At 62.0% G+C, this 24282-nt stretch carries 18 protein-coding genes, 2 tRNA genes, 3 rRNA genes and 3 pseudogenes; 11 read left to right on the top strand and 15 right to left on the bottom strand.

What is annotated here, in order from left to right:
* Positions 1 to 26: 26 nt before the first annotated feature.
* Positions 27 to 779, top strand: coding sequence for an SDR family NAD(P)-dependent oxidoreductase (locus tag GJ631_RS03970; RefSeq protein WP_156707901.1), 753 nt, complete (start codon positions 27 to 29; stop codon positions 777 to 779).
* A 6-nt stretch (positions 780 to 785) separates the two neighbouring features.
* Here the strand turns inward: GJ631_RS03970 and GJ631_RS03965 are convergent.
* Both GJ631_RS03965 and GJ631_RS03960 read right to left on the bottom strand, forming a co-directional pair.
* Positions 786 to 1839, bottom strand: a pseudogene (locus GJ631_RS03965) (quinone-dependent dihydroorotate dehydrogenase).
* A 56-nt stretch (positions 1840 to 1895) separates the two neighbouring features.
* A complete protein-coding gene (locus GJ631_RS03960; RefSeq protein ID WP_156707900.1) occupies positions 1896 to 2093 on the bottom strand; it encodes a hypothetical protein in 198 nt (65 codons plus the stop codon).
* 236 nt (positions 2094 to 2329) lie between these two features.
* Between GJ631_RS03960 and GJ631_RS03955 the strand changes: the two genes are divergently transcribed.
* The 7 genes from GJ631_RS03955 to GJ631_RS03925 all read left to right on the top strand — a co-directional run bounded on the left by GJ631_RS03955 (position 2330) and on the right by GJ631_RS03925 (position 10076).
* On the top strand, positions 2330 to 2644 hold the full coding sequence (locus GJ631_RS03955; protein WP_156707899.1) for a non-histone chromosomal MC1 family protein: 315 nt from the start codon (positions 2330 to 2332) through the stop codon (positions 2642 to 2644).
* Between the two features lie 931 nt (positions 2645 to 3575).
* Positions 3576 to 5041, top strand: a 16S ribosomal RNA gene (locus GJ631_RS03950).
* A gap of 103 nt (positions 5042 to 5144) precedes the next feature.
* Positions 5145 to 5216: transfer RNA gene (locus GJ631_RS03945), tRNA-Ala, on the top strand.
* 205 nt (positions 5217 to 5421) lie between these two features.
* A 23S ribosomal RNA gene (locus GJ631_RS03940) occupies positions 5422 to 8342 on the top strand.
* A gap of 111 nt (positions 8343 to 8453) precedes the next feature.
* Positions 8454 to 8575 (top strand): 5S ribosomal RNA (gene rrf, locus GJ631_RS03935).
* The 16S, 23S and 5S rRNA genes sit together here with 1 tRNA gene alongside, the layout of an rRNA operon.
* A 148-nt stretch (positions 8576 to 8723) precedes the next feature.
* On the top strand, positions 8724 to 9917 hold the full coding sequence (locus GJ631_RS03930) for an acyl-CoA dehydrogenase family protein (protein ID WP_156707898.1): 1194 nt from the start codon (positions 8724 to 8726) through the stop codon (positions 9915 to 9917).
* 83 nt (positions 9918 to 10000) lie between these two features.
* Positions 10001 to 10076, top strand: a tRNA-Cys gene (locus GJ631_RS03925).
* 2 nt (positions 10077 to 10078) lie between these two features.
* Here the strand turns inward: GJ631_RS03925 and GJ631_RS03920 are convergent.
* From GJ631_RS03920 to GJ631_RS18460, 11 genes and pseudogenes are all read right to left on the bottom strand, one after another.
* Entirely contained in the window at positions 10079 to 11014 is a 936-nt protein-coding gene (locus GJ631_RS03920) for a hypothetical protein (protein ID WP_156707897.1), read from the bottom strand.
* Positions 11015 to 11101: 87 nt separating this feature from the next.
* A complete protein-coding gene (locus GJ631_RS03915; protein WP_156707896.1) occupies positions 11102 to 11875 on the bottom strand; it encodes an ABC transporter ATP-binding protein in 774 nt (257 codons plus the stop codon).
* Positions 11872 to 12660, bottom strand: a complete 789-nt coding sequence (locus GJ631_RS03910; protein ID WP_156707895.1) for an ABC transporter ATP-binding protein — start codon at positions 12658 to 12660, stop codon at positions 11872 to 11874. Before GJ631_RS03910 ends, GJ631_RS03915 begins: the two co-directional genes overlap by 4 nt.
* The gene (locus GJ631_RS03905; RefSeq protein WP_156707894.1) at positions 12657 to 13883 is read right to left on the bottom strand and encodes a branched-chain amino acid ABC transporter permease; all 1227 of its coding nucleotides are present in this window, start codon (positions 13881 to 13883) and stop codon (positions 12657 to 12659) included. Before GJ631_RS03905 ends, GJ631_RS03910 begins: the two co-directional genes overlap by 4 nt.
* Positions 13884 to 13885: 2 nt before the next feature.
* Positions 13886 to 14758 carry a branched-chain amino acid ABC transporter permease gene (locus GJ631_RS03900; protein ID WP_156707893.1) on the bottom strand — a complete coding sequence of 291 codons (873 nt, stop codon included), beginning with the start codon at positions 14756 to 14758 and terminating at the stop codon, positions 13886 to 13888.
* Complete coding sequence (locus GJ631_RS03895; RefSeq protein ID WP_156707892.1) at positions 14758 to 16221, bottom strand: ABC transporter substrate-binding protein; 1464 nt, start codon at positions 16219 to 16221, stop codon at positions 14758 to 14760. The genes GJ631_RS03900 and GJ631_RS03895 overlap by 1 nt, the downstream gene beginning before the upstream one ends.
* Positions 16222 to 16382: 161 nt before the next feature.
* Positions 16383 to 17450, bottom strand: coding sequence for a PGF-CTERM sorting domain-containing protein (locus GJ631_RS18915; RefSeq protein WP_156707891.1), 1068 nt, complete (start codon positions 17448 to 17450; stop codon positions 16383 to 16385).
* A gap of 129 nt (positions 17451 to 17579) precedes the next feature.
* Positions 17580 to 18695 (bottom strand): PGF-CTERM sorting domain-containing protein, encoded by a 1116-nt coding sequence (locus GJ631_RS03885; RefSeq protein ID WP_156707890.1) that lies wholly within the window; start codon positions 18693 to 18695, stop codon positions 17580 to 17582.
* Positions 18696 to 18814: 119 nt separating this feature from the next.
* Positions 18815 to 19915, bottom strand: a complete 1101-nt coding sequence (locus GJ631_RS18910) for a PGF-CTERM sorting domain-containing protein (RefSeq protein ID WP_156707889.1) — start codon at positions 19913 to 19915, stop codon at positions 18815 to 18817.
* Positions 19916 to 20019: 104 nt separating this feature from the next.
* Positions 20020 to 20094, bottom strand: a pseudogene (locus GJ631_RS19420) (PGF-CTERM sorting domain-containing protein); the annotation flags it as partial.
* 32 nt (positions 20095 to 20126) lie between these two features.
* Positions 20127 to 21113, bottom strand: a complete 987-nt coding sequence (locus GJ631_RS18460) for a hypothetical protein (protein WP_197424814.1) — start codon at positions 21111 to 21113, stop codon at positions 20127 to 20129.
* A 180-nt stretch (positions 21114 to 21293) separates the two neighbouring features.
* Between GJ631_RS18460 and GJ631_RS03865 the strand changes: the two genes are divergently transcribed.
* The 3 genes from GJ631_RS03865 to GJ631_RS03855 all read left to right on the top strand — a co-directional run bounded on the left by GJ631_RS03865 (position 21294) and on the right by GJ631_RS03855 (position 23546).
* Positions 21294 to 22088, top strand: a complete 795-nt coding sequence (locus tag GJ631_RS03865; RefSeq protein ID WP_156707888.1) for a hypothetical protein — start codon at positions 21294 to 21296, stop codon at positions 22086 to 22088.
* A 107-nt stretch (positions 22089 to 22195) separates the two neighbouring features.
* Positions 22196 to 22729: a 50S ribosomal protein L16 gene (locus tag GJ631_RS03860; RefSeq protein WP_156707887.1), complete on the top strand. Its 534-nt coding sequence runs from the start codon at positions 22196 to 22198 to the stop codon at positions 22727 to 22729.
* Positions 22730 to 22820: 91 nt separating this feature from the next.
* Positions 22821 to 23546, top strand: a complete 726-nt coding sequence (locus GJ631_RS03855) for a creatininase family protein (RefSeq protein ID WP_156707886.1) — start codon at positions 22821 to 22823, stop codon at positions 23544 to 23546.
* Here the strand turns inward: GJ631_RS03855 and GJ631_RS03850 are convergent, their stop codons facing one another.
* Both GJ631_RS03850 and GJ631_RS18455 read right to left on the bottom strand, forming a co-directional pair.
* The gene (locus GJ631_RS03850) at positions 23547 to 23957 is read right to left on the bottom strand and encodes a DUF5790 family protein (RefSeq protein WP_156707885.1); all 411 of its coding nucleotides are present in this window, start codon (positions 23955 to 23957) and stop codon (positions 23547 to 23549) included.
* An 83-nt stretch (positions 23958 to 24040) separates the two neighbouring features.
* A pseudogene (locus GJ631_RS18455) lies at positions 24041 to 24282 on the bottom strand (hypothetical protein); the annotation flags it as partial.

Below are 24282 nucleotides of genomic sequence, written 5' to 3'. Positions count from 1 at the left end.
TTTTCCCCGGCCGTCTACACGGCATCATGACCGAACGTGCTGCACTCGTTACCGGTGCAGGCGGCGGCATCGGACGGGGTATCGCGCTGGAACTCGCCGGCGACTACGCCATCGCCGTCAACGACATCGACGAGGAGTCGGCCCGCGAGACGGCCGCGGAAATCCGAGACGACGGCGGTAAAGCGGTCGCCGTTCCCGGCGACGTGGCCGACAGCGAGGCAGTCGAGGCTATCGTCGCCGAGACGGCTTCGGAACTCGGCCCCATCGAGGTGCTCGTGAACAACGCCGGCATCGAGACGGTGTACCCGTTCGTTGAGTTGCCCGAAGCCGACTGGGACCGCGTTCTCGACGTGAACCTGAAAGGGCAGTTCCTCCTGAGTCAGGCCGTCGTCGAGCGGATGATAGCCGACGGCATCGAGGGAGCGGTCGTCAACGTCTCCAGTTACCACGACACCGTCCCGCGGACCGAGAAGATTCACTACGACGTTTCGAAGGCGGGCGTGAAGATGCTCACGAAGGATATAGCCCTGGAGTTGGCCGAGTTCGGCATCAACGTCAACTGCGTCGCACCGGGCGTCATCGAATCGCCGATGAACGCCGAGATACTGGCCTCCGAGGAACGCAGGCAGGCGATGGACGACCGCGTTCCGTGGGGGCGGATGGGAACGCCCGAGGACGTGGCGAACGTCGTCGCGTTTCTGGTTTCCGACGCCGCGTCGTATCTCACCGGCGTCCGGATTCCGGTCGACGGTGGGTTGCGGTTGGACCCGTGTTACTGACGCGAGTTAGAGGTCGACGCCGACGGCGTCTTCGACGGAGTCGAAGCCGTCCCGTTCGAGCAACTCGAGGAGTCCGCGGTTGATATCGCGTGCGATGGCGGGCCCCTCGTAGACGAGACCGGTGTACAGCTGGACGACGCTGGCGCCGTTGCGTATCTTCTCGTAGGCGCCCTCCGCGTCGGAGATGCCGCCGACGCCGACGACGGGCTTGTCGGTTCGCTCGGCGACGAACCGGACCATGCTCGTCGCTTTCTCCTCGATTGGCTTTCCGGAGAGGCCGCCCTCCTCGTTGGCAGCCTCTCCTCGAAGCGAGGTAGGTCGGTCCGTGGAGGTGTTGGTCGCAATGACGCCGTCCAAATCGAGGTCGTCGACGACGGCCAGGGCGTCCTCCGTGGCGGCGTCGGTGAGGTTCGGCGAGAGCTTCACCAACAACGGCGAGGCCCCGGCGTCTTGGAGTGTCCCGAGGATGGATTCGAGGCGGTCGCGCTGTTGGAGTTCGCGGAGTCCGGGGGGTGTTCGGCGAGGAGACGTTGACGACGAAGTAGTCGCCCCCCTCGCGGACACGCTCGAAGGTGTAGCGGTAGTCGGCTTCGGCCTCGTCGTTCGGGGCCGATTTCGACTTGCCGATGTTGACGCCGACGGGCACTTTGCAGTCGGTTTCGGCGAGGCGTTCGCCGATGATGTCGGCGCCGTCGTTGTTGAAGCCCATGCGGTTGATGAGCGCTCGGTCCTCCGGCAGGCGGAACATCCGTGGGCGGGGGTTGCCGGCCTGCGGTTCGGCTGTGACGCCGCCCACTTCGACGTGTCCGAAGCCGAGGGCCGCGAGCGTGCGAGGGATTTCGGCGTTCTTGTCGAAGCCGGCGGCGACCCCGACCGGGTTGTTGAAGCGCTGCCCGAAGGCCTCGACGGAGAGTCGGGAGTCGACGACGGTGTAGTAATCGGCGAGCAACTGCTCGGCTGCGGTTCCCTCGACAGCTCCCAGGAGGGTGTGGACGCTTCTGTGGGCGGTTTCGGCGTCTAGCTGAAACAGAATCGGTTTCACCAGGTCGTAGAGACGCATTACCGAGAGAGGCCGCCGAAATCGCTTAAATACGGCGGTCTTGGGGTATCCCGACCTCAGAACTCGTGTTCGAGTTCGTCCGGGTCCGCCTTCTGGATGATTATCTTCCCGTCTCGGACACGGACGAACACTTCGTCCCCGATTTCCATACCGGCGACGGCGAGTTCGTCCTCGTGGAGGTTGACGTGTACGTTGTGGTACTCGCCGTCCTCGTCTTTGGCGCCACTCGGGCTGAGCTTCTTCTTTCGCACCATCGGGCTATATTGTGCCCGTCACCGCACGAGATACATAAGTGTACCGTGCGCGCGGTGCCGCCCTCCGGCGCGCGCGAGTTCTGAGGGGCGAAAATCGGCACCGATTTGACGGGTTTCGACCCCCGTTTTCGCCCGACACCGCGGCCCCGTTTATAAATGTAGTGGCCGAAATTACCTCGTTCGGGGGATATATTTATATCAACGTGTGTGCAGACCTCACACGGAGGAGAGAAACCATGGCACGTGACGACGATGGCAAGCGAAACTTCGCGCTTCGAGACCAGACAGGTAACGAGACGAGTGTGTTCTCAGGTCGGACGCCTCGGCAGGCGGCGCTGAAGGCGGCACGCCGACTCGACCCAGCGGACAGCGAGCAACACGCCGAGCACAAAGAACTTCGGCTCCGTGAGAAGGGGACGAAGAAGGTCCACATCTACGACGGGTGGGCGTGGGAAGAGGAGTCCCCGAGTGACAGTCCGGACTGGATGCCCGAGGAGATAACCGAAGCAAACGTCTCCAAGCAGGGCATCGAACACCTCGAAGAAATCTAAGCCCCCACGTTTTTCCGAACGGCTATGAGTCACCCGCCGTTAGCGGCAGGTGCGCGGCAACTCACCCGTGCCTGACCACGCGTGTGCGCGTACGGAATGAGGGCTACGACTTCCGACCGCGCGACATTTCATATCCGAATACGGACACGTTTTTCGACTCAGGCCGTCGACTGCGCGCGCCGGGATTCGTAACTCGCGAGCTCGAGGCGTGACCGATTGGTCCCGTATGGCGTGAGTCCGCTTGCCAAGGCCTGAGAGGCATGAAAACGCGTGACGTAGCGGGTGCACTTCGACGGGCTTAAGGTGAACACTCCCATCCGAACGAATGCGAACAACACGGGGCGTGATGCCCCGGCCGGGACGGCCCTCTGGGTCGTCTCGTCTCGACATCTCGACTGTGGAGGAAGTCGGATTGGAACACACCACTCGGTCGGACGCGGCGTTCGAGCCGAGTGGGATTCCGACGCCCTTAAGTGTAATAGGGTGTTGGTGTTGAAGTACGACGGGCGACGTGGAATCGCATTCCGGCGTCGTCCTGAATCCGGTGCCCTTAAGTGTAACAGGGCACTCGGATTGAAGTACGAGGGTCGCATCGAGTTCTGCTCGGTGTGGTCCCCAATCCGACGCCCTTATCAGTACGAGGGTGTTCGGGAATAACACGACGTGGTTGAGTTCGGTTCGAACCCGAACTCACTCACGGACCAACGTGTTCCGGTGGGTTTATGACCCATCGCGGAATACGATTAGGTCCGAAGGAAATGAGGATTTCACCCCTGCGGTCCGCCGTATAGATGAAATCTGATGTTAGCCTTGGCAGTTCGGTGACACTCGGTCGGTCCGATGTCGCCGAACGTCGATAGCATAGGAAACACACCATCTTGGTGTGTTCCCGCCAACCCTCCCCGAGCCGGGAATCAGGCACGGGGAATACATTCCGGTTGATCCTGCCGGAGGCCATTGCTATCGGTGTCCGATTTAGCCATGCGAGTTGTACGTATAACGTAGCAAACTGCTCAGTAACACGTGGCCAAACTGCCCTATGGACCAGGATAACCTCGGGAAACTGAGGCTAATCCTGGATAGTACATCCAGCCTGGAAATGGCGGATGTATCAAATGCTCCGGCGCCATAGGATGTGGCTGCGGCCGATTAGGTAGACGGTGGGGTAACGGCCCACCGTGCCGATAATCGGTACGGGTCATGAGAGTGAGAGCCCGGAGACGGACTCTGAGACACGAGTCCGGGCCCTACGGGGCGCAGCAGGCGCGAAACCTTTACACTGCACGCCAGTGCGATAGGGGGACACCGAGTGCGAGGGCATAGAGCCCTCGCTTTTCTGTACCGTAAGGTGGTACAGGAACAAGGGCTGGGCAAGACCGGTGCCAGCCGCCGCGGTAACACCGGCAGCCCAAGTGATGGCCGATATTATTGGGCCTAAAGCGTCCGTAGCTGGCCGAGCAAGTTCGTCGGGAAATCCACTCGCTTAACGAGTGGGCGTCCGGCGAAAACTGTTCGGCTTGGGACCGGAAGACCTGAAGGGTACGTCTGGGGTAGGAGTGAAATCCCGTAATCTTGGACGGACCACCGATGGCGAAAGCACTTCAGGAGGACGGATCCGACAGTGAGGGACGAAAGCTAGGGTCTCGAACCGGATTAGATACCCGGGTAGTCCTAGCCGTAAACGATGCTCGCTAGGTGTGGCACAGGCTACGAGCCTGTGCTGTGCCGTAGGGAAGCCGTGAAGCGAGCCGCCTGGGAAGTACGTCTGCAAGGATGAAACTTAAAGGAATTGGCGGGGGAGCACTACAACCGGAGGAGCCTGCGGTTTAATTGGACTCAACGCCGGACATCTCACCAGCTCCGACAGCAGTGATGACGATCAGGTTGATGATCTTATTCGAGCTGCTGAGAGGAGGTGCATGGCCGCCGTCAGCTCGTACCGTGAGGCGTCCTGTTAAGTCAGGCAACGAGCGAGACCCGCACCTCTAGTTGCCAGCAGCATCTCGCGATGGCTGGGTACACTAGGGGGACTGCCGTCGCCAAGACGGAGGAAGGAACGGGCAACGGTAGGTCAGTATGCCCCGAATGAGCTGGGCTACACGCGGGCTACAATGGCCAAGACAGTGGGATGCGACACCGAGAGGTGGAGCTAATCTCCTAAACTTGGTCGTAGTTCGGATTGTGGGCTGAAACTCGCCCACATGAAGCTGGATTCGGTAGTAATCGCGTGTCACAAGCGCGCGGTGAATACGTCCCTGCTCCTTGCACACACCGCCCGTCAAAGCACCCGAGTGGGGTCCGGATGAGGCCGAGTTCCTCGGTCGAATCTGGGCTCCGCAAGGGGGCTTAAGTCGTAACAAGGTAGCCGTAGGGGAATCTGCGGCTGGATCACCTCCTACTGATCGGGATCGGGGCGTTGTCCCCGACCCACCTTTGGCGTCTATCGACGTTCGTCGACGGTGACCGACCGAGCACCTTTGAACTGTCAAGGCTAATGGTAGGGCCCATAGCTCAGTGGTAGAGTGCCTCCTTTGCAAGGAGGATGCCCTGGGTTCGAATCCCAGTGGGTCCATCTCACGTACCCGACTTCGAACCGTGTCCCTTAAGTGGGAAACGGTGATTCGTCTGGGTACGAAGAACCGATGCACCACTCCGTGCAAACGCGAGTGGGAAGGGTGGACGCTCCCTGTTGTCAGCAGGGTGTGTATGAGACCGTGTGTACGTGCGATCCAGACGCTCACTGGACCCGTTTCATCGGGTTTATGAGCGATCTATCATTACCGTGGCTACTGTGCCACCTGGTGAATAGCTCGGCTCAGGCGCCGAGGAAGGACGTGTCAAGCTGCGATAAGCCGTAGGGAGCCGCACGAAGGCTAAGAACTACGGATCTCCTAATAGGAATCCTCTAAGCAATTGCTTTGCGCAATGGGGAACGTCCCGGATTGAAACATCTTAGTAGGGACAGGAAGAGAAAACGAATGTGATGTCGTTAGTAACCGCGAGTGAAGGCGACACAGTCCAAACCGAAGCCCTCACGGGCAATGTGGTGTTCGGACTGACTTTCATCGACGGAAGGTTCTCGAGAAGTCTCCTGGAACGGAGCGTGATACAGGGTGATAACCCCGTATCGAGAACTAGTACGTCGTGCGTCAGCTCCAGAGTAGCGGGGATTGGAAATTCCTCGTGAATTCGGCAGACATCGTCTGTCAAGACTAAATACGTCCTGAGACCGATAGCGAACAAGTAGTGTGAACGAACGCTGAAAAGCACCCCGAGAAGGGAGGTGCAATAGGGCTTGAAATCAGGTGGCGATAGAGCGACGAGGCACAAAAGGTCCGCTGAAGAACGACCGAGGCGCGAGCCTCCAGTAGGACTCATCGGAAGCCGGTGTCCCGTCGTGCGTTTTGAAAAACGAACCAGGGAGTGTACTTGTTTGGCGAGTCTAACCCGTTCATCGGGGAAGGCGTAGGGAAACCGACATGGCCGCAGCGCTTTGCGCTAGGGCCGCCGTGTTCAAGCGCGGGGAGTCAAACGGGTACGACCCGAAACCGGGTGATCTAAGCGTGGACAGGACGAAGCGTGGCGAAAGCTACGTGGAGGTCCGTTAGAGTTGGTGTCCTACAATACCCTCTCGTGATCTACGTTTAGGGGTGAAAGGCCCATCGAACCCGGAAACAGCTGGTTCCGACCGAAACATGTCGAAGCATGACCTCTGCTGAGGTAGTTCGTGGGGTAGAGAGACTGATTGGAGGAGTGGACTTCGAGAGAAGTTCACCCTCCTGTCAAACTCCGAACTCACGAACGCCGTCGACGCAGGGAGTCCGCTGTGCGGGGTAAGCCTGTGCAGCGTGAGGGAGACAACCCAGAGCTTGGTTAAGGTCCCAAAGTGTAGACTAAGTGCGATTGAAGGTGGTCCCGAGCCCTAGACAGCCGGGAGGTGAGCTTAGAAGCAGCTACCCTCTAAGAATAGCGTAACAGCTTACCGGCCGAGGTTCGGGGCGCCCAAAATGATCGGGGCTCAAGTCTACCACCGAGACCTAGCGGCACACTTCACCGTGTGCTTCCGTAGGTCGGCACTCCGGTTGGGTGGAAGCTCGGGCGAGAGTTCGAGTGGACCAACCGGTGACGAAAATCCTGGTTACAGTAGCAGCGATAGTCGGGTGTGAATCCCGACGGCCTAATGAGCAAGGGTTCCTCGGCAATGTTTGTCAGCCGAGGGTTAGCCGGTCCTAAGACTCACCGCAATTCGAATGAGTCGAAATGGGAAGCTGGTTAATATTCCAGCGCCGTTATACATTGAACGCTGACGCCCTGGGGTCGACCAAGCTGGGCCTTCGCCCAGTCGAACTGTCCAAATCCGTGGACGCCGTAATGGCACGAAGCGGACGAACGGCAGGATAGCGCAAGTTGGTTCAACCTGGGGCCCGTGAAAAGGCAAGTATAACGTCCGTACCGAGATCCGACACAGGTGCTCATGCCGGCGAAAGGCAAGGCCTGTCGGGAACAACCGACGTTAGGGAATTCGGCAATCTGGCCCCGTAAGTTCGCGATAAGGGGTGCCTGCCTCGGAAAGAGGCAGGTCTCAGTGACTTGGACGCTCCGACTGTCTAGTAACAACATAGGTGACCGCAAATCCGCAAGGACTCGTACGGTCACTGAATCCTGCCCAGTGCGGGTATCTGAACACCCAGTACAATGGGACGAAGGACCCGTCAACGGCGGGGGTAACTATGACCCTCTTAAGGTAGCGTAGTACCTTGCCGCTTCAGTAGCGGCTTGCATGAATGGATTAACGAGAGCGTCGCTGTCCCAACGTTGGGCCCGGTGAACTATACGTTCCAGTGCGGAGTCTGGAGACACCCAGGGGGGAAGCGAAGACCCTATGGAGCTTTACTGCAAGCTGTCGCTGGGACATGGTCGCTGATGTGCAGGATAGGTAGGAGACGTTACACAGGTACGTGCGCTAGCACGCCACCGAGTCAACACTGAAATACTACCCGTCAGTGACTGTGACCCTCACTCCGGGAGGAGGACACCGATAGCTGGGCAGTTTGACTGGGGCGGTACGCGCTCGAAAAGATATCGAGCGCGCCCTAAGTCCATCTCAGTCGGGACGGAGACCCGACGGTGAGTGCAAGAGCAAAAGATGGATTGACAGTGATCTTCCCAACGAGGATCGCTGACGCGAAAGCGTGGTCTAGCGAACCGATGAGCCTGCCCGATGCGGGCCATTGATGACAGAAAAGCTACCCTAGGGATAACAGAGTCGTCACTCGCAAGAGCACATATCGACCGAGTGGCTTGCTACCTCGATGTCGGTTCCCTCCATCCTGCCCGTGCAGAAGCGGGCAAGGGTGAGGTTGTTCGCCTATTAAAGGAGGTCGTGAGCTGGGTTTAGACCGTCGTGAGACAGGTCGGCTGCTATCTACTGGGTGTGTCTGATGCTTGACAGGAACGACCGTATAGTACGAGAGGAACTACGGTTGGGTGCCACTGGTTTACCGGTTGTCCGAGAGGGCACTGCCGGGCAGCTACGCACCACGGGGTAAGAGCTGAACGCATCTAAGCTCGAAACCCACCTGGAAAAGAAGCATCGCCGAGGTCTCTCGTAGAAGACGAGTTCGATAGACTTGGGGTGTAAGCACCGAGGCAACGAGGTGTTCAGCCCGCAAGCACTAACTGACCGAAGCCACCAATCATTGCTCCGCCCGATGAAGCGGGTCCGGGCGTAAACTGGATCGCACGTACATACGGAATTCACCACCGACGCACGGTTGCGTTATCGTGGTTCGACTCCACGAGTCGGCGTTAAGGCGGCCATAGCGGCGGGGCGACTCCCGTACCCATCCCGAACACGGAAGATAAGCCCGCCAGCGTTCCAGCGAGTACTGGAGTACGAGAGTCTCTGGGAAATCTGGTTCGCCGCCTACCATTCATTCAACCCTCGACCAGCAGCGCGCTGGTCGGGGGTTTTTGTATTTGCTTACCGAGAGTGGGCAACACGAACTGCCCTCTCGGATAAACTCTCAAGACGTGGTTAGTTGCATAGTTTAAGTGGTTCCGGTCCTGAGGGGTGTGTATGACGGTATCACAATCCTCACAGCCGGGGTTCGAAGAGACCCAAGAGTTGGAGATGATTCGACAGACGGCTCGCGATATCGCGTCGGATTACGACGACGACTACTGGCTCGAGGTCTCCGAAGGGCGAGAACCGACGGAGTTCTGGAACGACTGTGCCGACGCCGGGTTCCTCGGTGCCGCGATTCCCACCGAGTACGGCGGCGAAGGGATGGGGTTTTGGGAACTGTCCGCCATCGTCGAGGAGCTATGTGCCAACGGCTGTCTCGGTGCGGAGATGCTGTTCGTCGTCAACGTCTGTTTTGGAGGCATCACCCTCACCGAAAACGGGAGCGAGGAACAGAAAGAGGAGTGGCTGCCGGGCATCTGTGACGGCTCCGTGAACTTCGCGATGGCGCTGACCGAACCCGACGCCGGCCACAACGCGCCGAACATGACGACGTTCGCCGAGGAGGACGGCGACGAGTACGTCATCGACGGAACGAAGCAGTGGATATCCGGCGTCGACGTGGCCGACCAGATGCTGCTCGTCGCACGAACGTCGCCGAAGGACGACTCCGCGAAGATGCAGGGGGTCACCCTGTTCCTCGTCGACCCCGACGACCCAGCCATCGAAGCGCGAGAGCTCGACGTGGGTATCCCGACGCCCGAAAAGCAGTTCGAACTGTCCTTCGACGGCTACCGCGCCCACGAGGAGGACATCATCGGAACGAAGGGCATGGGGCTGTACCAACTGTTCGATACGGTCAACCCCGAACGACTCCTCGGGGCCTCCGGCGCCATCGGCGTCGGCAAGTGCGCTATCAACCGTTCGGTCGACTACGCCAACGAACGTGAGGTCTTCGACCAACCCATCGGCGCCCACCAGGGCATCCAACACCCCATCGCCGATTCGTGGGCGAAACTGCAGTCGGCGGGACTTCTCGTCCGGAAGGCCGCCTGGATGGTCGACAATGAATCCGACCCGAAAAAGACCGCCGAAGTCTCGAATATGGCGAAACTCCGTGCCACCGAGGTCGGCCACGACGCCACCGACGTGGCGGTCCAGACCCACGGTGGCAACGGCTTCTCGCGTGACTACACCGTCATCGAGATGTGGAAGGGCTCCCGCCTCGGGAAGGTCGCTCCGGGGTCGACCGAGATGATGCGGAACCACGTCGCCGAGCACACCCTGGGACTGCCCCGCAGTTACTGAGTCCCTCTCGGTTTTCGGAGCCTTCGCCGCCGAATACGACGTACCGCTACGCTTAAACCGACCACTCCGTTACTGACAACTGCGCCAAGGTGGCAGAGTCTGGCCTTACGCGGTTGCCTGCAGAGCAGCTCTACGCCGGTTCAAATCCGGCCCTTGGCTTTTCATAACCGTCGAGCGCCGAGCGCCGCGAGCGCGATGGAGACGACGGCGACGGCACCGACGACGGCGAGCGGGTCGACGCCGAAGACGGTCGACGCCGACGGTGGGCCGTCGTTTGGTCCGCTCTCGGCTTCGGTCGGCGTCGGTGTCCGTGTGGCCTTGGGTGTCGCAGTGTCCGTCGGCTGCGCCGTCGCCGTCGGTTGTGCGGTGGCTGGGGCGGTCGGCTCCGGTGTCGCTGTCGGTTGTGGCGTCGGTGCCGGTGTCGGTGTGTCGGTCGGTTCCGGCGTTGCCGTCGGCGTTGGCTCCGGAGTCGGCGTCGGGTCCGACGGTGCCGGGCCGAGTTCCTGCCGCGCGTCGTCGTCGCTCTCACAGCCCTCACAGAGCCCGAAGTAGTGTGACTGGTCGGTGAAACTGACGTTCCGGTCGGTCCGGGATTTCCCATCGACGAGCACGGCCGACTGGTACCACCCCTCCGAGTCGGCGTTCGACACACAGCCCTGCAGTTCGAGTTCCAGTTTGTCACCCTGTCCGTAGTTCGGTTGGTCTTCGGTGTCGAACTGGAACTCGACGGCGCTGCCGTCCCACGTGGCACCCTGGACTTCGTACGCCTGGAACTGGTAGCCGCTCTCCGTCGATTTGTTCACGCCGAGTCGGTAGTTTTCCTGCTCGAGGCCGAACGGCTCGCAGTTGTTCAAGTTTGCGTCCTCGATTTGGAACACGATTCGGTCGGGATACGCGAGGGAGGGTGAGCTATCGAACTTCTCGGTCAACTCCGCCGACAGTAGATAGCTCGTTCCGTTGGCACTGGGCGTACGGTCGCTCGGCGTCGTGGTGAAATCGGTCGGACTGCCGCCGTGGTTGGCACCGACGCCGGCGGGCAACAGCCAAAGGGAGCACACGACGACGAGAAGGAGGGCAAGTGTCGATTCGTGCTTCATTAGCGAACTCTGTCAACGGAGCGGATAAAACGTTTCGACAGTTGGTGGTTTATTCTTCGCCGCGATGTCTCGACCCCGAAGACGGAGTTACCCGCCGAGGTAGGATTCGCGGATGTAGTCGTCGCCTTTCAGCTCGCCGGGCGTCCCTTCACGGACGACGTCGCCGTTCTCGAGCAGGTAGATGCGGTCGGCGTGTTTCAGTGCGAACGTCACGTTCTGTTCGGTGAGCATGATGGTGACGCCCTGTTCTTGAATCGGGTCGAAGGCCTCGGCGATGTCCTTCAGGATGACGGGTGCGAGTCCCAGCGTCGGCTCGTCGAGGATGAGCAGGTCTGGGTCGCCCATCAGCGCACGCCCGATGGCGAGCATCTGCTGTTCGCCGCCGGACATCGAACGGGCGTTCTGCTCGCGGCGCTCGTCGAGTCGCGGGAACAGGTCGTAGACGAACTCCTTGCGCTCTTCGATGACGGCGTCGTCCTGCAGGTAGCCGCCCAACTCGAGGTTGTCCTCGACGTCCATGTACCCGAAGAGGTCCCGTTTCTCGGTGCAGTGAATCATGCCCTGTTCGACCAGCGCGGTCTGGCCGACGCTGGAGACCTCCTGGTCCCGGTAGCGGACGCTACCGTCGTACGGCAGGAACCCGGAGGCAGTGTTGGCGAAGGTAGTCTTGCCGGCACCGTTCGGGCCGATGAGCGAGACGATTTCGCCCTCTCGAACGGTAAGGTCCAACCCACGCAGCGCCTGGACCTTCCCGTAGGACACCGAGAGGTCTTCGGCCTCGAGCACCGCGTCGGGCGTCGGTTGGGTGTCCGTGGCGGGTTGGAATTCGCTTTCGAAGTCGTCCGTGCTATCCGCACTCATATCTCATCACCACCCAGGTAAGCCTCTTGAACCTTCGGGTCGTTCTTGATTTCATCCGGGTCTCCCTCCGCGATTTTCGACCCGAACTGGATGACGAACGCTCGGTCGATGAGGTTCAACAGGCCACGCATGTTGTGGTCGACGACGATGAGCGTCATGCCGTGCTGTCGGAGCGACTCCATCACTTCCGAGAGTTCCTGAACCTCCTTCCCGGAGAGGCCGGCGAAGGGCTCGTCGACCAACATCACGTCGGGTTGAGTCGCAATCGCTCGACCCAACTCCAGTTTCAACATCCCGGCGTGCGGAAGCTCGGATGGCGTCTGGTCGAGAACGTCACCCAACCCGACGCGTTTTGCGATTTCGGTAGCGAGGGCTTCGCTCTCGCCGCCGACACCCGCAAGCGTGAACAGTTCGTCGGGCGCGAGTGCGAGTTCGATGTTCTTGACGACGGTGCGGTCTTCGAGTGGGGCGAACTCCTGGAACGTCCGGGCCATCCCCTTTTTGACCATCTCGTGGGCGGGGATGCCGGTCACGTCTTCGCCTTTGAAGTAGACGGTGCCGTCGGTCGGCGGATACGTCCCCGTGACGGAGTTGAACGTCGTCGACTTCCCGGCGCCGTTCGGGCCGATGAACCCGAGAATTTCGCCCTCCTGAACCGCAAAGGAGAGGTCGTCGACTGCTACGAGACCGCCGAATTCCTTCCGCAGGTCGTTGGCGACGAGGATGCCGTCGTCGGGGCCGTACGAGCGGTTTTCGACTTCGGCTCGTCCGCTGTCAGTGCTCATTGGTTATCACGTCCGATGATGTCGTTGATTTCTTCGCGGTACTTCTGGATGGTACTCTGGACGGGTGAGTTCCCGCCGGTCGGTTCCGGTTCGGGCACCTCCTCGCCGCGGTAGCGTGCCCGCATCCGACGGCCGCGCCGAATCGCCTCGGGCACGACGCCGTCGGGGAGATACACCAACACCAGCATGGCGAGCAGGAACGTCGGAAGCGGGTCCAGCGCGGCGAACTCGATGCCGAGAAGCGGAATCGTGAACGTGAGCGCGTTGACGACTTCGGTCGTCAGCGCGAACAGGAGCGCACCAGCGACCGCGCCGACGATGGTCCCCATGCCGCCGATAATCGCCATGATGATGACCTGAATGCTGAGGTCGATTCGGCCGGGGCCGAGCAGGTTCTCGGTGTTCGGGAAGCCGCCGGCGTGGACGAACATCGCTCCGGCGAAGCCGCCGACTGCGCCCGCGAGGACGAACGCGAAGATTTTGAACTTCGCAGGGTTGAGTCCCGAGGAGCGCACCGCGTTCTCGTCTTCACGAATCGCGGTGAACACCGTTCCGGCGGAGGAACGAGTCACGGCGTAGCAGACGGACAACACGATGAGGAACGCGGCGAAGGCGGTGTAGTACCGCCCGAGCGCCCACGACATGTTGCCGCTCACCGTCACCAGCGCGTCCTGTGCGAAGCCGACGATTTGAGGTGGCTGGGTTGGAAGCCCGCCGGTCCCACCGAGGCCCTGCGGGGCGAACAGCGGCAGGTTCTCGCTGAACAGGATGAACGTCTGGTACAGCAACAGCGGCGCGATGAGGGTGACGAGCGAGAGGTACGGCCCCTCGAGTCGCAGCGCGGGGATACCGATGAGCAGTCCGCCGAGCGCCGCAACCACGGTCGCCAGCACGATGCCGACGATGACGGGAAGGCCGTGCTGTGTCGTCACCACTGCACTTCCGTAGCCGCCGATGGCGAAGAAGAACGCGTGACCGAAACTGAGTTGGCCGGTGTACCCGGAGACGACGTCCCAACTCATCGCGAACATCATGAAGAACAACACGGGTCGGAAGGCGTCGAGTTCCAACGGCGTCAGGAACACCGGGAACAGCCCCAGCAGCACGATCGCGTACACACCGATTCGGTGTCGGAGCGTCAGCTCGCTGAACTGGAGTTTCTCTTTGACCGCCTCGCGGCGCCGTTCCTTGGTGTTGCCTTCGAAAGGTGTTTTCGTAGCCATTGTTATTCTGCAGCCTCCCGTCCGAACAGTCCTTCGGGCTTCACGAGCAGGAACACGAGCAACAGGACGAGCGAGGAGATGCCCGCGAGCTGTGAGCCGCCCGGTGCGAACGTGACCGTGAACGTCTCGAAGAAGCCGATGATGTAGGCGCCGACGACGCTACCCTTGATGGAGCCGAGCCCACCCAAAATGACGATAGCGAACGACAGCACCAGCGGTGCCGGCGGTTCGATGGACATGAGCCAGGACCCGCCGCCGAGGCTCCCGGCGAGCAACACGCCGGCGTAGCCGGCGAAGGCGCCCGCAAGCACCCACGTAATCAGATTGATGCGCTCGGAGTCGATGCCGACGAGCGAGGCGCCCTTGTCGCTCATGCTGACCGCGATGATGGCGCGCCCCGTCCGCGTGTAGTTGACGAAGTAGAACAGCGCGCCGATGAGCAGCCACGACGTGGCGAAGATGAACACGTCGTTTCCGAAACTGCTCGAACCGATGACGGGGTCGACCGGGATGTTGAGCGGGTCGATTTTCAGGATTTCACGGCCGAACACCCGGACGAAGTACATCATGAAGAAGCCGATGACGAACGTGAGAATCAGAATCGTCACCGGGCGCGTCCGGACGTATCGGATGACGCCCATGTACGTCGCGCCGCCGACGGCAGCGCCGACGAGCGTGCCGGCCAAGAGGCCAACGAAGATGGGTAATCCGAAGTATCCGGAGGCGATGTACGCACTGAACGCGCCGAGCGTGATGAACCCTCCGTGGGCGAAGTTCAGGATGCCACCGACGCCGAAGATGAGGGTAAAGCCGATGGCGATGACGGCGTACAGTGCGCTGATGAACGTTGCCGAGAGTATCGTATCTAGAACCATTAGTTACTACTCACCCAGTCTGGAATCGTTTTGTCCGCGCTCTTGTTCTGTGGCGGTGCAAAGGAGTGCATCGTCCCGTAGTCCTCCCGGACCTCGGGGTCCTTCTGCCACTGCTGGAAGACGGGCACACCCGTCTCCTCGATGGACGTCCACTGTGGCTCGTGGGCGTACGTTGCGTCCGCGGGCGTGAACTGGAACTCGCTGAGCACCGTACTGCCGGTGAACGTCCCGTCCTCGAGGTACGGAATCAGCGTGTTGCTGTCCGGAATCTCTTCGAGGTCCTCACCCTCGACGGCGGCGGTAATCGCCTGTTCGGCGAGGGTAATCACGTCGTAGGTCAGCGCCCCGCTGTAGATGGGCACCGAGTCCCACTTCTCGCGGTAGGCCTCGACGAACGGCTGCGTCTGTTCGGTGTTCGAGGTCTGGGGCGTCATCGCGTTCATCGTGAACACGTGTTCGACGTTGCCGCCGGTGGACTCCCAGTAACTGAACGCCTGGCTGGGGACGTGGATGCCGCCGAACTCGAAGTCACGCTCCTGTTGGGCCCACTGGTTGACCGCGGTGGTGCCGATGAGTGCCATCCCGACGATGGCCACGTCGCAGTCGTTGTCCTCGATTTCGTTGAACAGCGGCGACCAGTCACTGACGCCGCCCGGCCGTTCCGAAACGGGGACCTCGATGACGTCGCTGAGGCGGTTCCCGAGTCGGTCGGCGTACGGCGTGAACTCACCGAGGTTCTCGGTCAGCAGCGCGGCCTTCTCCCAACCGTACTCCTCTTTGTTCGCCTCGACGAACTCCAACATCGCGTCGGCGAGATCGAGCAGGTGCAGCGGTCCGGCACGGAAGTGGTACTTGAATCGCTCGTACTCGTTCTCCCCGCCCTCGCCGGTGATGTCGTCGTTGGTCTTCGAGACCAACTTCCCGGCGCGGGGGTCGGCCGAGGCGCTGGTGATGTGGACGGTCTCCTGGTTGGCGATAGACGGAAGCGTCTGCAGCAGCGCCGACCCGAGGAAGATGCCACAGGTCATATCGCAGTTCTCCTGCAGGACGAGTCGTCGGTGCTCGGATTGGGCCTTCCCCGGCGACACTTCTGTGTTACCGAGTTTGACGTTGACCGTGGCACCGAGGATGCCACCGTTGTTGTTCAGTTCCTCCGCCGCCTGTCGGGCACCGTTCCACATCGACCGCCCGAGCGGGAGGTTCATCGGCGCGAGGACGCCGACGTTCAGGGTCTCTCCCGAGAGAGCGCCGTCGCTGTTTCCGGTTTCGCCGGTTCCGTCGTCGTCTTCGTCAGGTGGCTCTTCCTGTCCGCGGAACGGGAACCCGGGTGCGGGGTTCTGCGGCGACTGACAGCCGGCGAGCCCGGCGGTCAGCGCGCCGGCCCCTCCGTACTTCAGTATCGAACGCCTGTCGAGGCGCCCGTCTTCTTCATCACTCTGTTCGTTAGCTGGCAGGTCTGCCATGTGTGTCCTCAATATTTAACAGGTGCAAATGTGTGTTGTGCTGGTGTTGTCCGGCCGTTTAAGACGGATACGGCGAATCACCGGCCCGTTCATGACGGCAGAACTGTCAAATCCGATGAAAAAGCTCCGTGCAGACGGCGAGTTCGTTCGGCCGTGTGGCGCTACGTTCGCCGGGCGAGTAGCGCGCTGGCGAGCAACGCGAACACGGCGAGGACGGCACCGAACCCGGGTCCGGCGCCGGCAGTCGGCGTCATGCCGGTGCCGCCGTTACCGCCGGTGTCGGATTGGGTCGCTGTCGGTGCCGCTGTCCGCTCCGGTGGGTCGGTAGGTTGGGGCGTGTCGGGTGCGTCGGTCGGCTCGGGTGTGTTCTCGGGCGGTTCGGTGGGTTCGGGTGTTGCGGTGTTGTCGGGGGCTTCCGTCGGTGTCGGCGTCGATTCGGGCGTTGCGGTCGGTTCCGGTGTCGCCGTGGACTGCGGTTCCTCCCCCGGCGGCGGACCGAGCTGTTCGCGGGCTTCGGATTCGCTGTCACACTCACAGACGTAGAGGTAGTTCGAGTTCACGTTCACGCCCGCCTCGCGCGCGTTGGACGATGGCTCTTCGTCGGGGCCGTTGTCGGCGACGGTGCCGTTGAGAAAGCCCTGAATCTGATACCAGCCGGGTTCGCTCGTCACCGTCAGGCAGGTGCCGTCCTGCGAGCCGGCGCCCTGTGCGGCGACGATGGCATCTTCGGCGGCCATGTACGGCGGGTCCCCCGCGAAGTCGCTGAAGTCGTAGAGATTGATGGTGATGCCGTCGTCCCGGAAGTCGACGTTCTTCTGTTTCTGGACGAGGTCGACATCGACCTGCGTTCCGGGGTTGTTGCCGCCGCGGTCGATGCCGAAAGCCTTCGTGTTCGGAATATCGCAGTTGGAGTAATCTATCCACTGGGCGTCGATGATGACGTAATCGAGGAAGACGCCCTCCTCGGCGTCGAGTTCCTTGAAGGCCTCCGCGCCCGAGGCGAAGTACTCGATGCTGCCGTTGGCCTCGTTTCGGTCGCCGGGGTAGTGGTCGGTCGCATACGGGAAGTTCACCGTGAGATTCGCCTGTCCGTCGAAGTTCGCTGCCTGGTCTTTGGTGTGTTCGTCCGCAGCGACGGGGGTCGCTGGGACAGTGAGAACCGAAACGCCGGCAAGCGTCCCCGCGATGACGAGGACTGCAAGCGACGTTGCACGTCTCTGTCTACGCATTCGTGGGAACACTGTACCGACTTGACGCTAACCGTATTGCAGGGTATTCGAGGCAGTTTATATCCCCCGCGGCGGGGAACCGGGCGCTTGACCCGGATATGCGGCGCAATAAAACCAGTAATGGTCGGGTTATCGCCGTCGGTTGGCGAGCAGCGCGCTGCCGAGGAGTGCGAGGATGGCGACGGCGGGGCCGAATCCGGGGCCTTCGCCGGATGTAGGTGTCATACCGGTGTTGCCGCCACCGCCGTCGTTGCCGCCGCCTCCGCCACCGCCGTTGTTGGACTGGGTTGCGGTGGGTGCCGTCGTGCTTTCGGGCGGGTCAGTGGGTTGTGGCGTGTCGTCCGGTGGGTCGGTCGGTTCCGGAGTGGATTCCGGCGGTTCGGTCGGTTCCGGAGTACTGTCTGGCGCCTCCGTCGGCGTCGGCGTGGATTCGGGCGTCGCGGTTGGTTCGGGCGTGGATTCGGAGCCGCCGTTATCGTCGGGCTCGTTCGGCGGCGGGCCGAGTTGTTCGCGGGCTTCGGATTCGCTGTCACACTCACAGACGTAGATGTAGTTCGACTGGAGTTTCAGGCCGACTTCTTCGGCGCTGTCGGAGGGTTCTTCGTCGGGGCCGTTGTCGGCGACGGTGCCGTTGAGGAACGCCTGCAGGCGGTACCAGCCGGGTTCGCTCGTCATCGTCAGACAGGTGCCGTCCTGCGAGCCGGCGCCCTGGGCGGCGACGACTTGGTCCTCGGGGGCCATGTACGGCGGGTCACCGGCGAAGTCGCTGAAGTCGTAGAACTTGATTTCGATACCGTCGTCGAGGAAGTTCGTGTTCCGCTGCTTCTGGACGAGGTCCTCGTCGAACTGGGTGCCGGGAAGACTGCTGTCTCGGTCGAGACCGAAGGCCTTCGTGTTCGGGATGTCGCAGGCGGAGTAGTCAATCCACTGGGCGTCGATGATGATGTAGTTCATCCAAACGCCTTCCTCCGCATCGAGGTCGGAGAACGCCTGTGAACCGATGGCGTAGTACTCGATACTACCGTTCTGTTCGTTCTGGTCACCGGGGTAGTGGTCGGTCGCGAAGGGGAGATTGACCGTGAAGTTCGCGGCATCCGTCTTGTCCGGTGCCTCGTCTCTCGTGACGCTGTCCTGTGCCGCCGCCGGCGCAGCGGCCGCGGCGAACAGCGTGACCCCGGCGACCATCGACGTAATCAGTGCGATGGACAACAGGGTCGCGATTCGTTGTCGATTAGCGGGTCCCATCGGAGGCAACGGGGGGCACGACTTTCTTATCCCTGATGCCAGTCATATTCGGGTGTTTATACCACGCACGGCGATGGTGAACGAACCGCTAAATAAACGGAAGAAAACAGAATGACGGGTTATCGCCGTCGGTTGGCGAGCAGCGCGCTGCCGAGGAGTGCGAGGATGGCGACGGCGGGGCCGAAGCCGGGGCCGCCACCAGATGTGGGTGTCATGCCGGTGTTGCCACCACCTGCGTTGTTGCCGCCGCCCCCGCCACCTCCACCGCCGCTGTTGGACTGGGTTGCGGTGGGTGCAGTGGTGCTTTCGGGCGGGTCAGTGGGTTGTGGCGTATCGTCCGGTGGGTCGGTCGGTTCCGGAGTGGATTCCGGCGGTTCGGTCGGTTCCGGAGTACTGTCGGATGCCTCGGTCGGCGTCGGCGTCGATTCGCCGCTCTCCGTGGGGGTCGGCGTCGGGTCGGGCTCTTCTCCCGGCGGCGGGCCGAGTTGCTCGCGAGCCTCCTGTTCGTTCTCACACTCACAGACGTAGACGTAGTTCGAGTTGACGTTCACGCCGACGAACTCCTTGTCTTCTGGCTCACAGTCGGGATTGCCCTCCTCGGTGCAGCCGGTCGCGATACTGCCGTTGAGAAAGCCCTGAATCTGGTACCAGCCGGGTTCGCTCGTCATCGTCAGGCAGGGTCCGTCGTTCGAACCAGCGCCCTGTGCGGCGACGATGGCGTCCTCGGCGGCGAGATACGGCGGGTCGTTCGCGAACTCGCTCCAGTCGTACATGTCAATCGTGATGCCGTCGTCGCGGAAGTTCGTCCGGACCTGGTGTTCGACGAGGTCCTCGTCGATGTTGGTCCCGCTGTTGTTGTTGCCGCGGTCGATACCGAACGCCTTCGTGTTCGATGTCGAACAGGCAGAGTAGTCAATCCAGTCGGCGTCGATGATGACGTAGTCAATCCACAGTCCCTCCTCGGCGCCTTGTGCCTCGTAGGCTTCCGCCCCCGAGGCGAAGTACTCGATACTGCCGTTCTGCTGGTTTTGGTCGCCGGGGTAGTGGTCCGTCGTGAACGGGAGATTTATCGTGAAGTTCGCCTTGTCGTCGAAGTTCGGCGCTTCGTCTTTCGTGTGTTCGTCGGCGGCGACGGCGCCGGCGGTCGCCCCGATTGCGACCATCGACACGACGACGAACGTCGCCAGCACCGTCGCGGCTGTCTGCCTTGCGCTGTGCATGTAGGTACGACTGCAGAATCACCGCTCCTAACGCTGTTGCTGGCTATTCACTGGGGTTTATAATTATTGTTAATGTCCGGTAGAAACCGGAAAACGGGGGGTGTTTATCTGCGCCGGATGACGGCGAGGGCGCTGGCGAGCAACGCGAGGACAGCGACAGCGGGACCGAAGCCGGGGCCGGCGCCGGCGGTCGGCGGTCATGCCCGTCCCGCTATCGTCGGACTGCGTTGCGGTGTTCTGCGGCGCGTCGGTTGGCTGTGGCGTGTCGGGTGCGTCGGTCGGCTCGGGGGGGGGTGTCCTCCGAGTCCGAGGTGTCGGGCGTTGCGGTTGGTTCCGGCGTTGCGGTCGGTTCCGGTGTCGCCGTCGATTCGGACGTGTCGTCGGGTGTCGGAGTCGGTTCGGGCGTTGCGGTCGGCTCCGGCGTCGCCGTAGACTGGGTGTCCTCGTTCGGCGGCGGGCCGAGCTGTTCGCGAGCCTCCTGTTCGCTGTCGCAGTCACAGACGTAGAGGTAGTTCGAGTTCAGTTTGAAGCCGACTTCGTCGGCGTTCTCGGAGGGCTCTTCGTCGGGGCCGTTGTCGGCGACGGTGCCGTTGAGGAACCCTTGCACCTGATACCAGCCGGGTTCGCTCGTCATCGTCAGGCAGGTGCCGGATTGTGAGCCGGCGCCTTGGGCGGCGACGATGGCGTCTTCGGGGGCCATGTACGCCGGGTCGCCGGCGAAGTCGCTGAAGTCGTAAATCTCGATGGTGATGCCGTCGTCCCGGAAGTTGACGTTCTTCTGTTTCTGGACGAGGTCGACGTCGGTCTGGGTTCCGTCGTTGTTGTTGCCGCGGTCGATGCCGAAGGCCTTCGTGTTCGAGACGTCGCAGTTGGAGTAATCTATCCACTGGGCGTCGATAATGACGTAATCAATCCACAGCCCCTCTTCTGCTCCAACTTCGCCGAAGGCGTCGCCGCCCGAGGCGTAGTACTCGATGCTACCGTTGGCTTCGTTCTGGTCGCCGGGGTAGTGGTCCGTCGAGTACGGCAAGACGACCTCGAAGTCGGACTGCTCGGTGAGGTCTTCGGCTTCGTCTTTCGTGTGGTCGCTCGCAGCAGCTGGCGCGACAGCCGCGCCGAACAGCACGACGCTCCCGACCATCGTCGCGACGACGGCGATGGAGAGCAACGTCGCACTCAGTTGTCGTCTCTGGCTCATCGTGTGACGTTCTCGTGAGCCAACATATACAGTTGGCGATGTGAGCCACTCATGTGTGGTCACTTATACCGTGGTTCGCTCTGTCACGGCTCTTCGTGTACCCGTCGGTCGAACCGGTCCGAACGAGGGGGATGAGAAGAGTTAGTAACGCCTATACGCGGGGCTTTCGTCCCTCCGCGTATGCAACGACGATGGGCGGCGATATACATCGCCTTCTTCCTCGTCATGGCCGCCAGCTCCTATTCGGTGATGGCGGTGGCCGAGGAACCGACTATCGATGTCGAAGGGGACACCTTCCAACAGGGAGACACCGTCGAGTTCGGCGGCACGACGTACACGTTCACCGAAGTGTCGAACGGGAGTGCAACCGCCGAATACAGCCAAACGAGCCAAGGACAGACGACGTTCGCCAACAACTCCGTCGTCGAGTACGACGGCGGCGAGTACAACGTCACGACGGCCGCGGGCGAGCAGTCCTTCACGCTCGTCGAGGAGTTCGACGTGCCGACGCTGCTCGAAAACGACCCAGAGGTGGACAACACCACCTACACGGCCGACGACGGCACCGAGTTCGTCCGCTACCGCAACGGGACGACTCAGCCAGTCGACGAGTACCTCCCCGAACCGAACCGCGAGAGCTTCGCCGTCGGCGATACGATACAACACGCGAACACCTCGAAGACCGTCGACAACGTCACCGCCTCGGAGGCGGTCCTCACGTGGGAGGAAACGTCCACGCAGTCCATCGAGTTCGCCGAGGGCGACACCACGGAACTCGGCGGAACGCAGTACGTCTCGACGTTCCGCGGCGGCGACACGCTCGTGTTGTCGACCGACGTCGAGGGGTATCAAGCCGACCTCGACAATCAGGACTACTTCGACACGCGCATGTCGAGTCTCACGTACATCATCGTCTACTGTTTCGGTGCGGCGTTCCTCCTCGGTGCGGTCGCGTTCCTCCCGCATCGCGGCTGACTCACGACACCCGTTTTCGCCGCTCGTCCGTATCGCTACGACACACCGTCCCACGTCGGGTCGGCTTCGAAGCCTTTATCCACAGACTCAACCACATCTGACGTACTATGAGTGACAAGCCCGCCTCTATGTACCGGGACATCGACAAGCCCGCGTACACGCGACGGGAGTACATCACGGGCATCCCGGGGTCGAAGGTCGCCCAGTACAAGATGGGTCGAATCGACGCCGAGCCCGACGACTACCCGGTCCAGATTAGCCTCATCGTCGACGAGGAAGTCCAGATTCGACACGGGTCGCTCGAGGCCGCGCGCCTCTCGGCGAACCGCCGAATGCTGAAGGAACTCGGTGAGGGCGGCGACTACAAGATGATTCTCCGGAAGTTCCCCCACCAGGTCATCCGGGAGAACAAGCAGGCGACCGGCGCCGGCGCAGACCGTGTTTCCGACGGGATGCGACAGGCGTTCGGGAAAATCGTCGGCACGGCCGCCCGGATTCCGAAGGGCGAACGGCTGTTCACCGTCTGGTGTAACCCAGAGGACGCCGCCGTAGCGAAGGACGCCTTCCGTCGCGCGTACAACAAGATTTCCCCGCCGTGTACCATCCGCGTCGAGCGCGGCGAGGAACTCCTCATCGCGTAAGGCGGGCTTTCCTACGTTCTCCTCCCGGTGAGCGACCGCGTTTTTCCAGTCCAACCACCGCTTACAAGCGCCAGCGCCGCTTTGGGTCGGTATGAACCTTTCCGAGTCGACGTGGACCGATATCCGGGACGCCGACACCGACCTCGCGGTACTCCCGGTCGGCAGCACCGAACAGCACGGCCCCCACGCACCCCTGGGCGTCGATTACATGACTGCCGAAGCGATTGCGGAGGCGGGCGTCGAACAGTACGCCGCCGACTTCGACGGCGAGGCCGTCGTCGGGCCGACCATCCCCGTCGGCATCGCCGAGGAGCACCGCGATTTCGACGGGACGCTGTGGGTCAGCGAGGACACCTTCCGTGCGTACGTCCGCGAAACGATGGAGAGCCTCGCATACCACGGCTTCGACCGGGTCGTGGTCGTCAACGGCCACGGCGGCAACGTCGACGCTTTACGGGAGTGTTGCGGTCGAATCAGCCGCGACGGCGACGCCTATGCGGTGTCCTACACGTGGTTCGACGCCGTCGCCACCGAGGAGTTGGGCCACGGCGGCCCCGCGGAAACGTCGTTCATGCGGCACCTCCGGCCGGAGTTGGTACACGAAGAGCGAACCGAGGAAGCGGCCGAGGGTGCCGCCGAGCAGTGGGGCGAGTGGCTCAACGGGACGAACCTCGCGTATGACTCCGCGGAGTTCACCGAATCGGGCGTCGTCGGCGACCCTCGGAACGGTTCCGAGGAACTGGGCGAGGAACTGCTGGCGGAAGCCGCAGGGGCGCTCTCGGAGTTGCTCGATGCGGTCGCGACCCGGGCGGTCTGATTACTCGTCGTCTTCGTCGTCGCTTTCGGCGTCTTCGAGCGCGCCGCGGAGTTCCGGCACCGTCGAGGCGAGTTCGCTCACCTGCTCGTGGGCGCTGACGATGCTGTCGAGGAGGTCCTCCAGTTCGGCGATATCGGATTCGAGGTCGTCGGCGTCCTCGAAGGCGTCGGCCTTCTTCCCCATCGCGAACCACTTCTTGGCATCCCGGAGGTGGTCTTCGGCGTCGCCTGTGTCGAGTGCGCCTTTCAGGGCGTTCAACACGCCAAGGGTGTTGTCGGCGTCGGTGTCCCAGACGGCGTCGGCTTCGGGGAGTGCCTCGCGGGCCTCGGCGAGACTCGACTCCACGTCCTCGCGCATTTCACTCGCCGCCTCGTCGAACAGTTCGTCGTCGTCGAGCGTTGCCTGACTCATACGTCCTCTTTCGCCCCGTGTGGGTTAAAAACACGCCGCAAAGCGAAAGTGAAACACCCGAGCAGACGGCGTGACGCCTTCGATTACTCCGATGGCGCGGCCGCCTCGGCGTCGGTCCCGTCGAGGGTCGCCCGTCGGTCGGCCAGAAAATCGAGTTCGTCGTCCACCGCCCCCAACACGAACAGGGCGTAGTATCGGAGGAACACCTGTAGAATCGCGTAGACGACCGCTCCGACGAGTATCGCACCGAGTGCGCCGACGGCCAACGCGACGACCACGCCGGAGACGCCGACTGCGCTCGCCGCCACCGCGAAGCCGACGAGGC

Source organism: Natronomonas sp. CBA1123 (assembly GCF_009741925.1).
Lineage (GTDB): Archaea > Halobacteriota > Halobacteria > Halobacteriales > Haloarculaceae > Natronomonas.
Note: the sequence above shows the minus strand (reverse complement) of the source record. Positions and strands in the feature narration are given on the sequence as shown.

What these genes read in the sequence shown, in the direction of transcription:
- GJ631_RS03970 (WP_156707901.1), top strand. Translation starts at nt 27, where the DNA reads ATGACCGAACGTGCTGCACTCGTTACCGGTGCAGGCGGCGGCATCGGA.
- GJ631_RS03960 (WP_156707900.1), bottom strand. Translation starts at nt 2,093, where the DNA reads ATGGTGCGAAAGAAGAAGCTCAGCCCGAGTGGCGCCAAAGACGAGGAC.
- GJ631_RS03955 (WP_156707899.1), top strand. Translation starts at nt 2,330, where the DNA reads ATGGCACGTGACGACGATGGCAAGCGAAACTTCGCGCTTCGAGACCAG.
- GJ631_RS03930 (WP_156707898.1), top strand. Translation starts at nt 8,724, where the DNA reads ATGACGGTATCACAATCCTCACAGCCGGGGTTCGAAGAGACCCAAGAG.
- GJ631_RS03920 (WP_156707897.1), bottom strand. Translation starts at nt 11,014, where the DNA reads ATGAAGCACGAATCGACACTTGCCCTCCTTCTCGTCGTCGTGTGCTCC.
- GJ631_RS03915 (WP_156707896.1), bottom strand. Translation starts at nt 11,875, where the DNA reads ATGAGTGCGGATAGCACGGACGACTTCGAAAGCGAATTCCAACCCGCC.
- GJ631_RS03910 (WP_156707895.1), bottom strand. Translation starts at nt 12,660, where the DNA reads ATGAGCACTGACAGCGGACGAGCCGAAGTCGAAAACCGCTCGTACGGC.
- GJ631_RS03905 (WP_156707894.1), bottom strand. Translation starts at nt 13,883, where the DNA reads ATGGCTACGAAAACACCTTTCGAAGGCAACACCAAGGAACGGCGCCGC.
- GJ631_RS03900 (WP_156707893.1), bottom strand. Translation starts at nt 14,758, where the DNA reads ATGGTTCTAGATACGATACTCTCGGCAACGTTCATCAGCGCACTGTAC.
- GJ631_RS03895 (WP_156707892.1), bottom strand. Translation starts at nt 16,221, where the DNA reads ATGGCAGACCTGCCAGCTAACGAACAGAGTGATGAAGAAGACGGGCGC.
- GJ631_RS18915 (WP_156707891.1), bottom strand. Translation starts at nt 17,450, where the DNA reads ATGCGTAGACAGAGACGTGCAACGTCGCTTGCAGTCCTCGTCATCGCG.
- GJ631_RS03885 (WP_156707890.1), bottom strand. Translation starts at nt 18,695, where the DNA reads ATGGGACCCGCTAATCGACAACGAATCGCGACCCTGTTGTCCATCGCA.
- GJ631_RS18910 (WP_156707889.1), bottom strand. Translation starts at nt 19,915, where the DNA reads ATGCACAGCGCAAGGCAGACAGCCGCGACGGTGCTGGCGACGTTCGTC.
- GJ631_RS18460 (WP_197424814.1), bottom strand. Translation starts at nt 21,113, where the DNA reads ATGAGCCAGAGACGACAACTGAGTGCGACGTTGCTCTCCATCGCCGTC.
- GJ631_RS03865 (WP_156707888.1), top strand. Translation starts at nt 21,294, where the DNA reads ATGCAACGACGATGGGCGGCGATATACATCGCCTTCTTCCTCGTCATG.
- GJ631_RS03860 (WP_156707887.1), top strand. Translation starts at nt 22,196, where the DNA reads ATGAGTGACAAGCCCGCCTCTATGTACCGGGACATCGACAAGCCCGCG.
- GJ631_RS03855 (WP_156707886.1), top strand. Translation starts at nt 22,821, where the DNA reads ATGAACCTTTCCGAGTCGACGTGGACCGATATCCGGGACGCCGACACC.
- GJ631_RS03850 (WP_156707885.1), bottom strand. Translation starts at nt 23,957, where the DNA reads ATGAGTCAGGCAACGCTCGACGACGACGAACTGTTCGACGAGGCGGCG.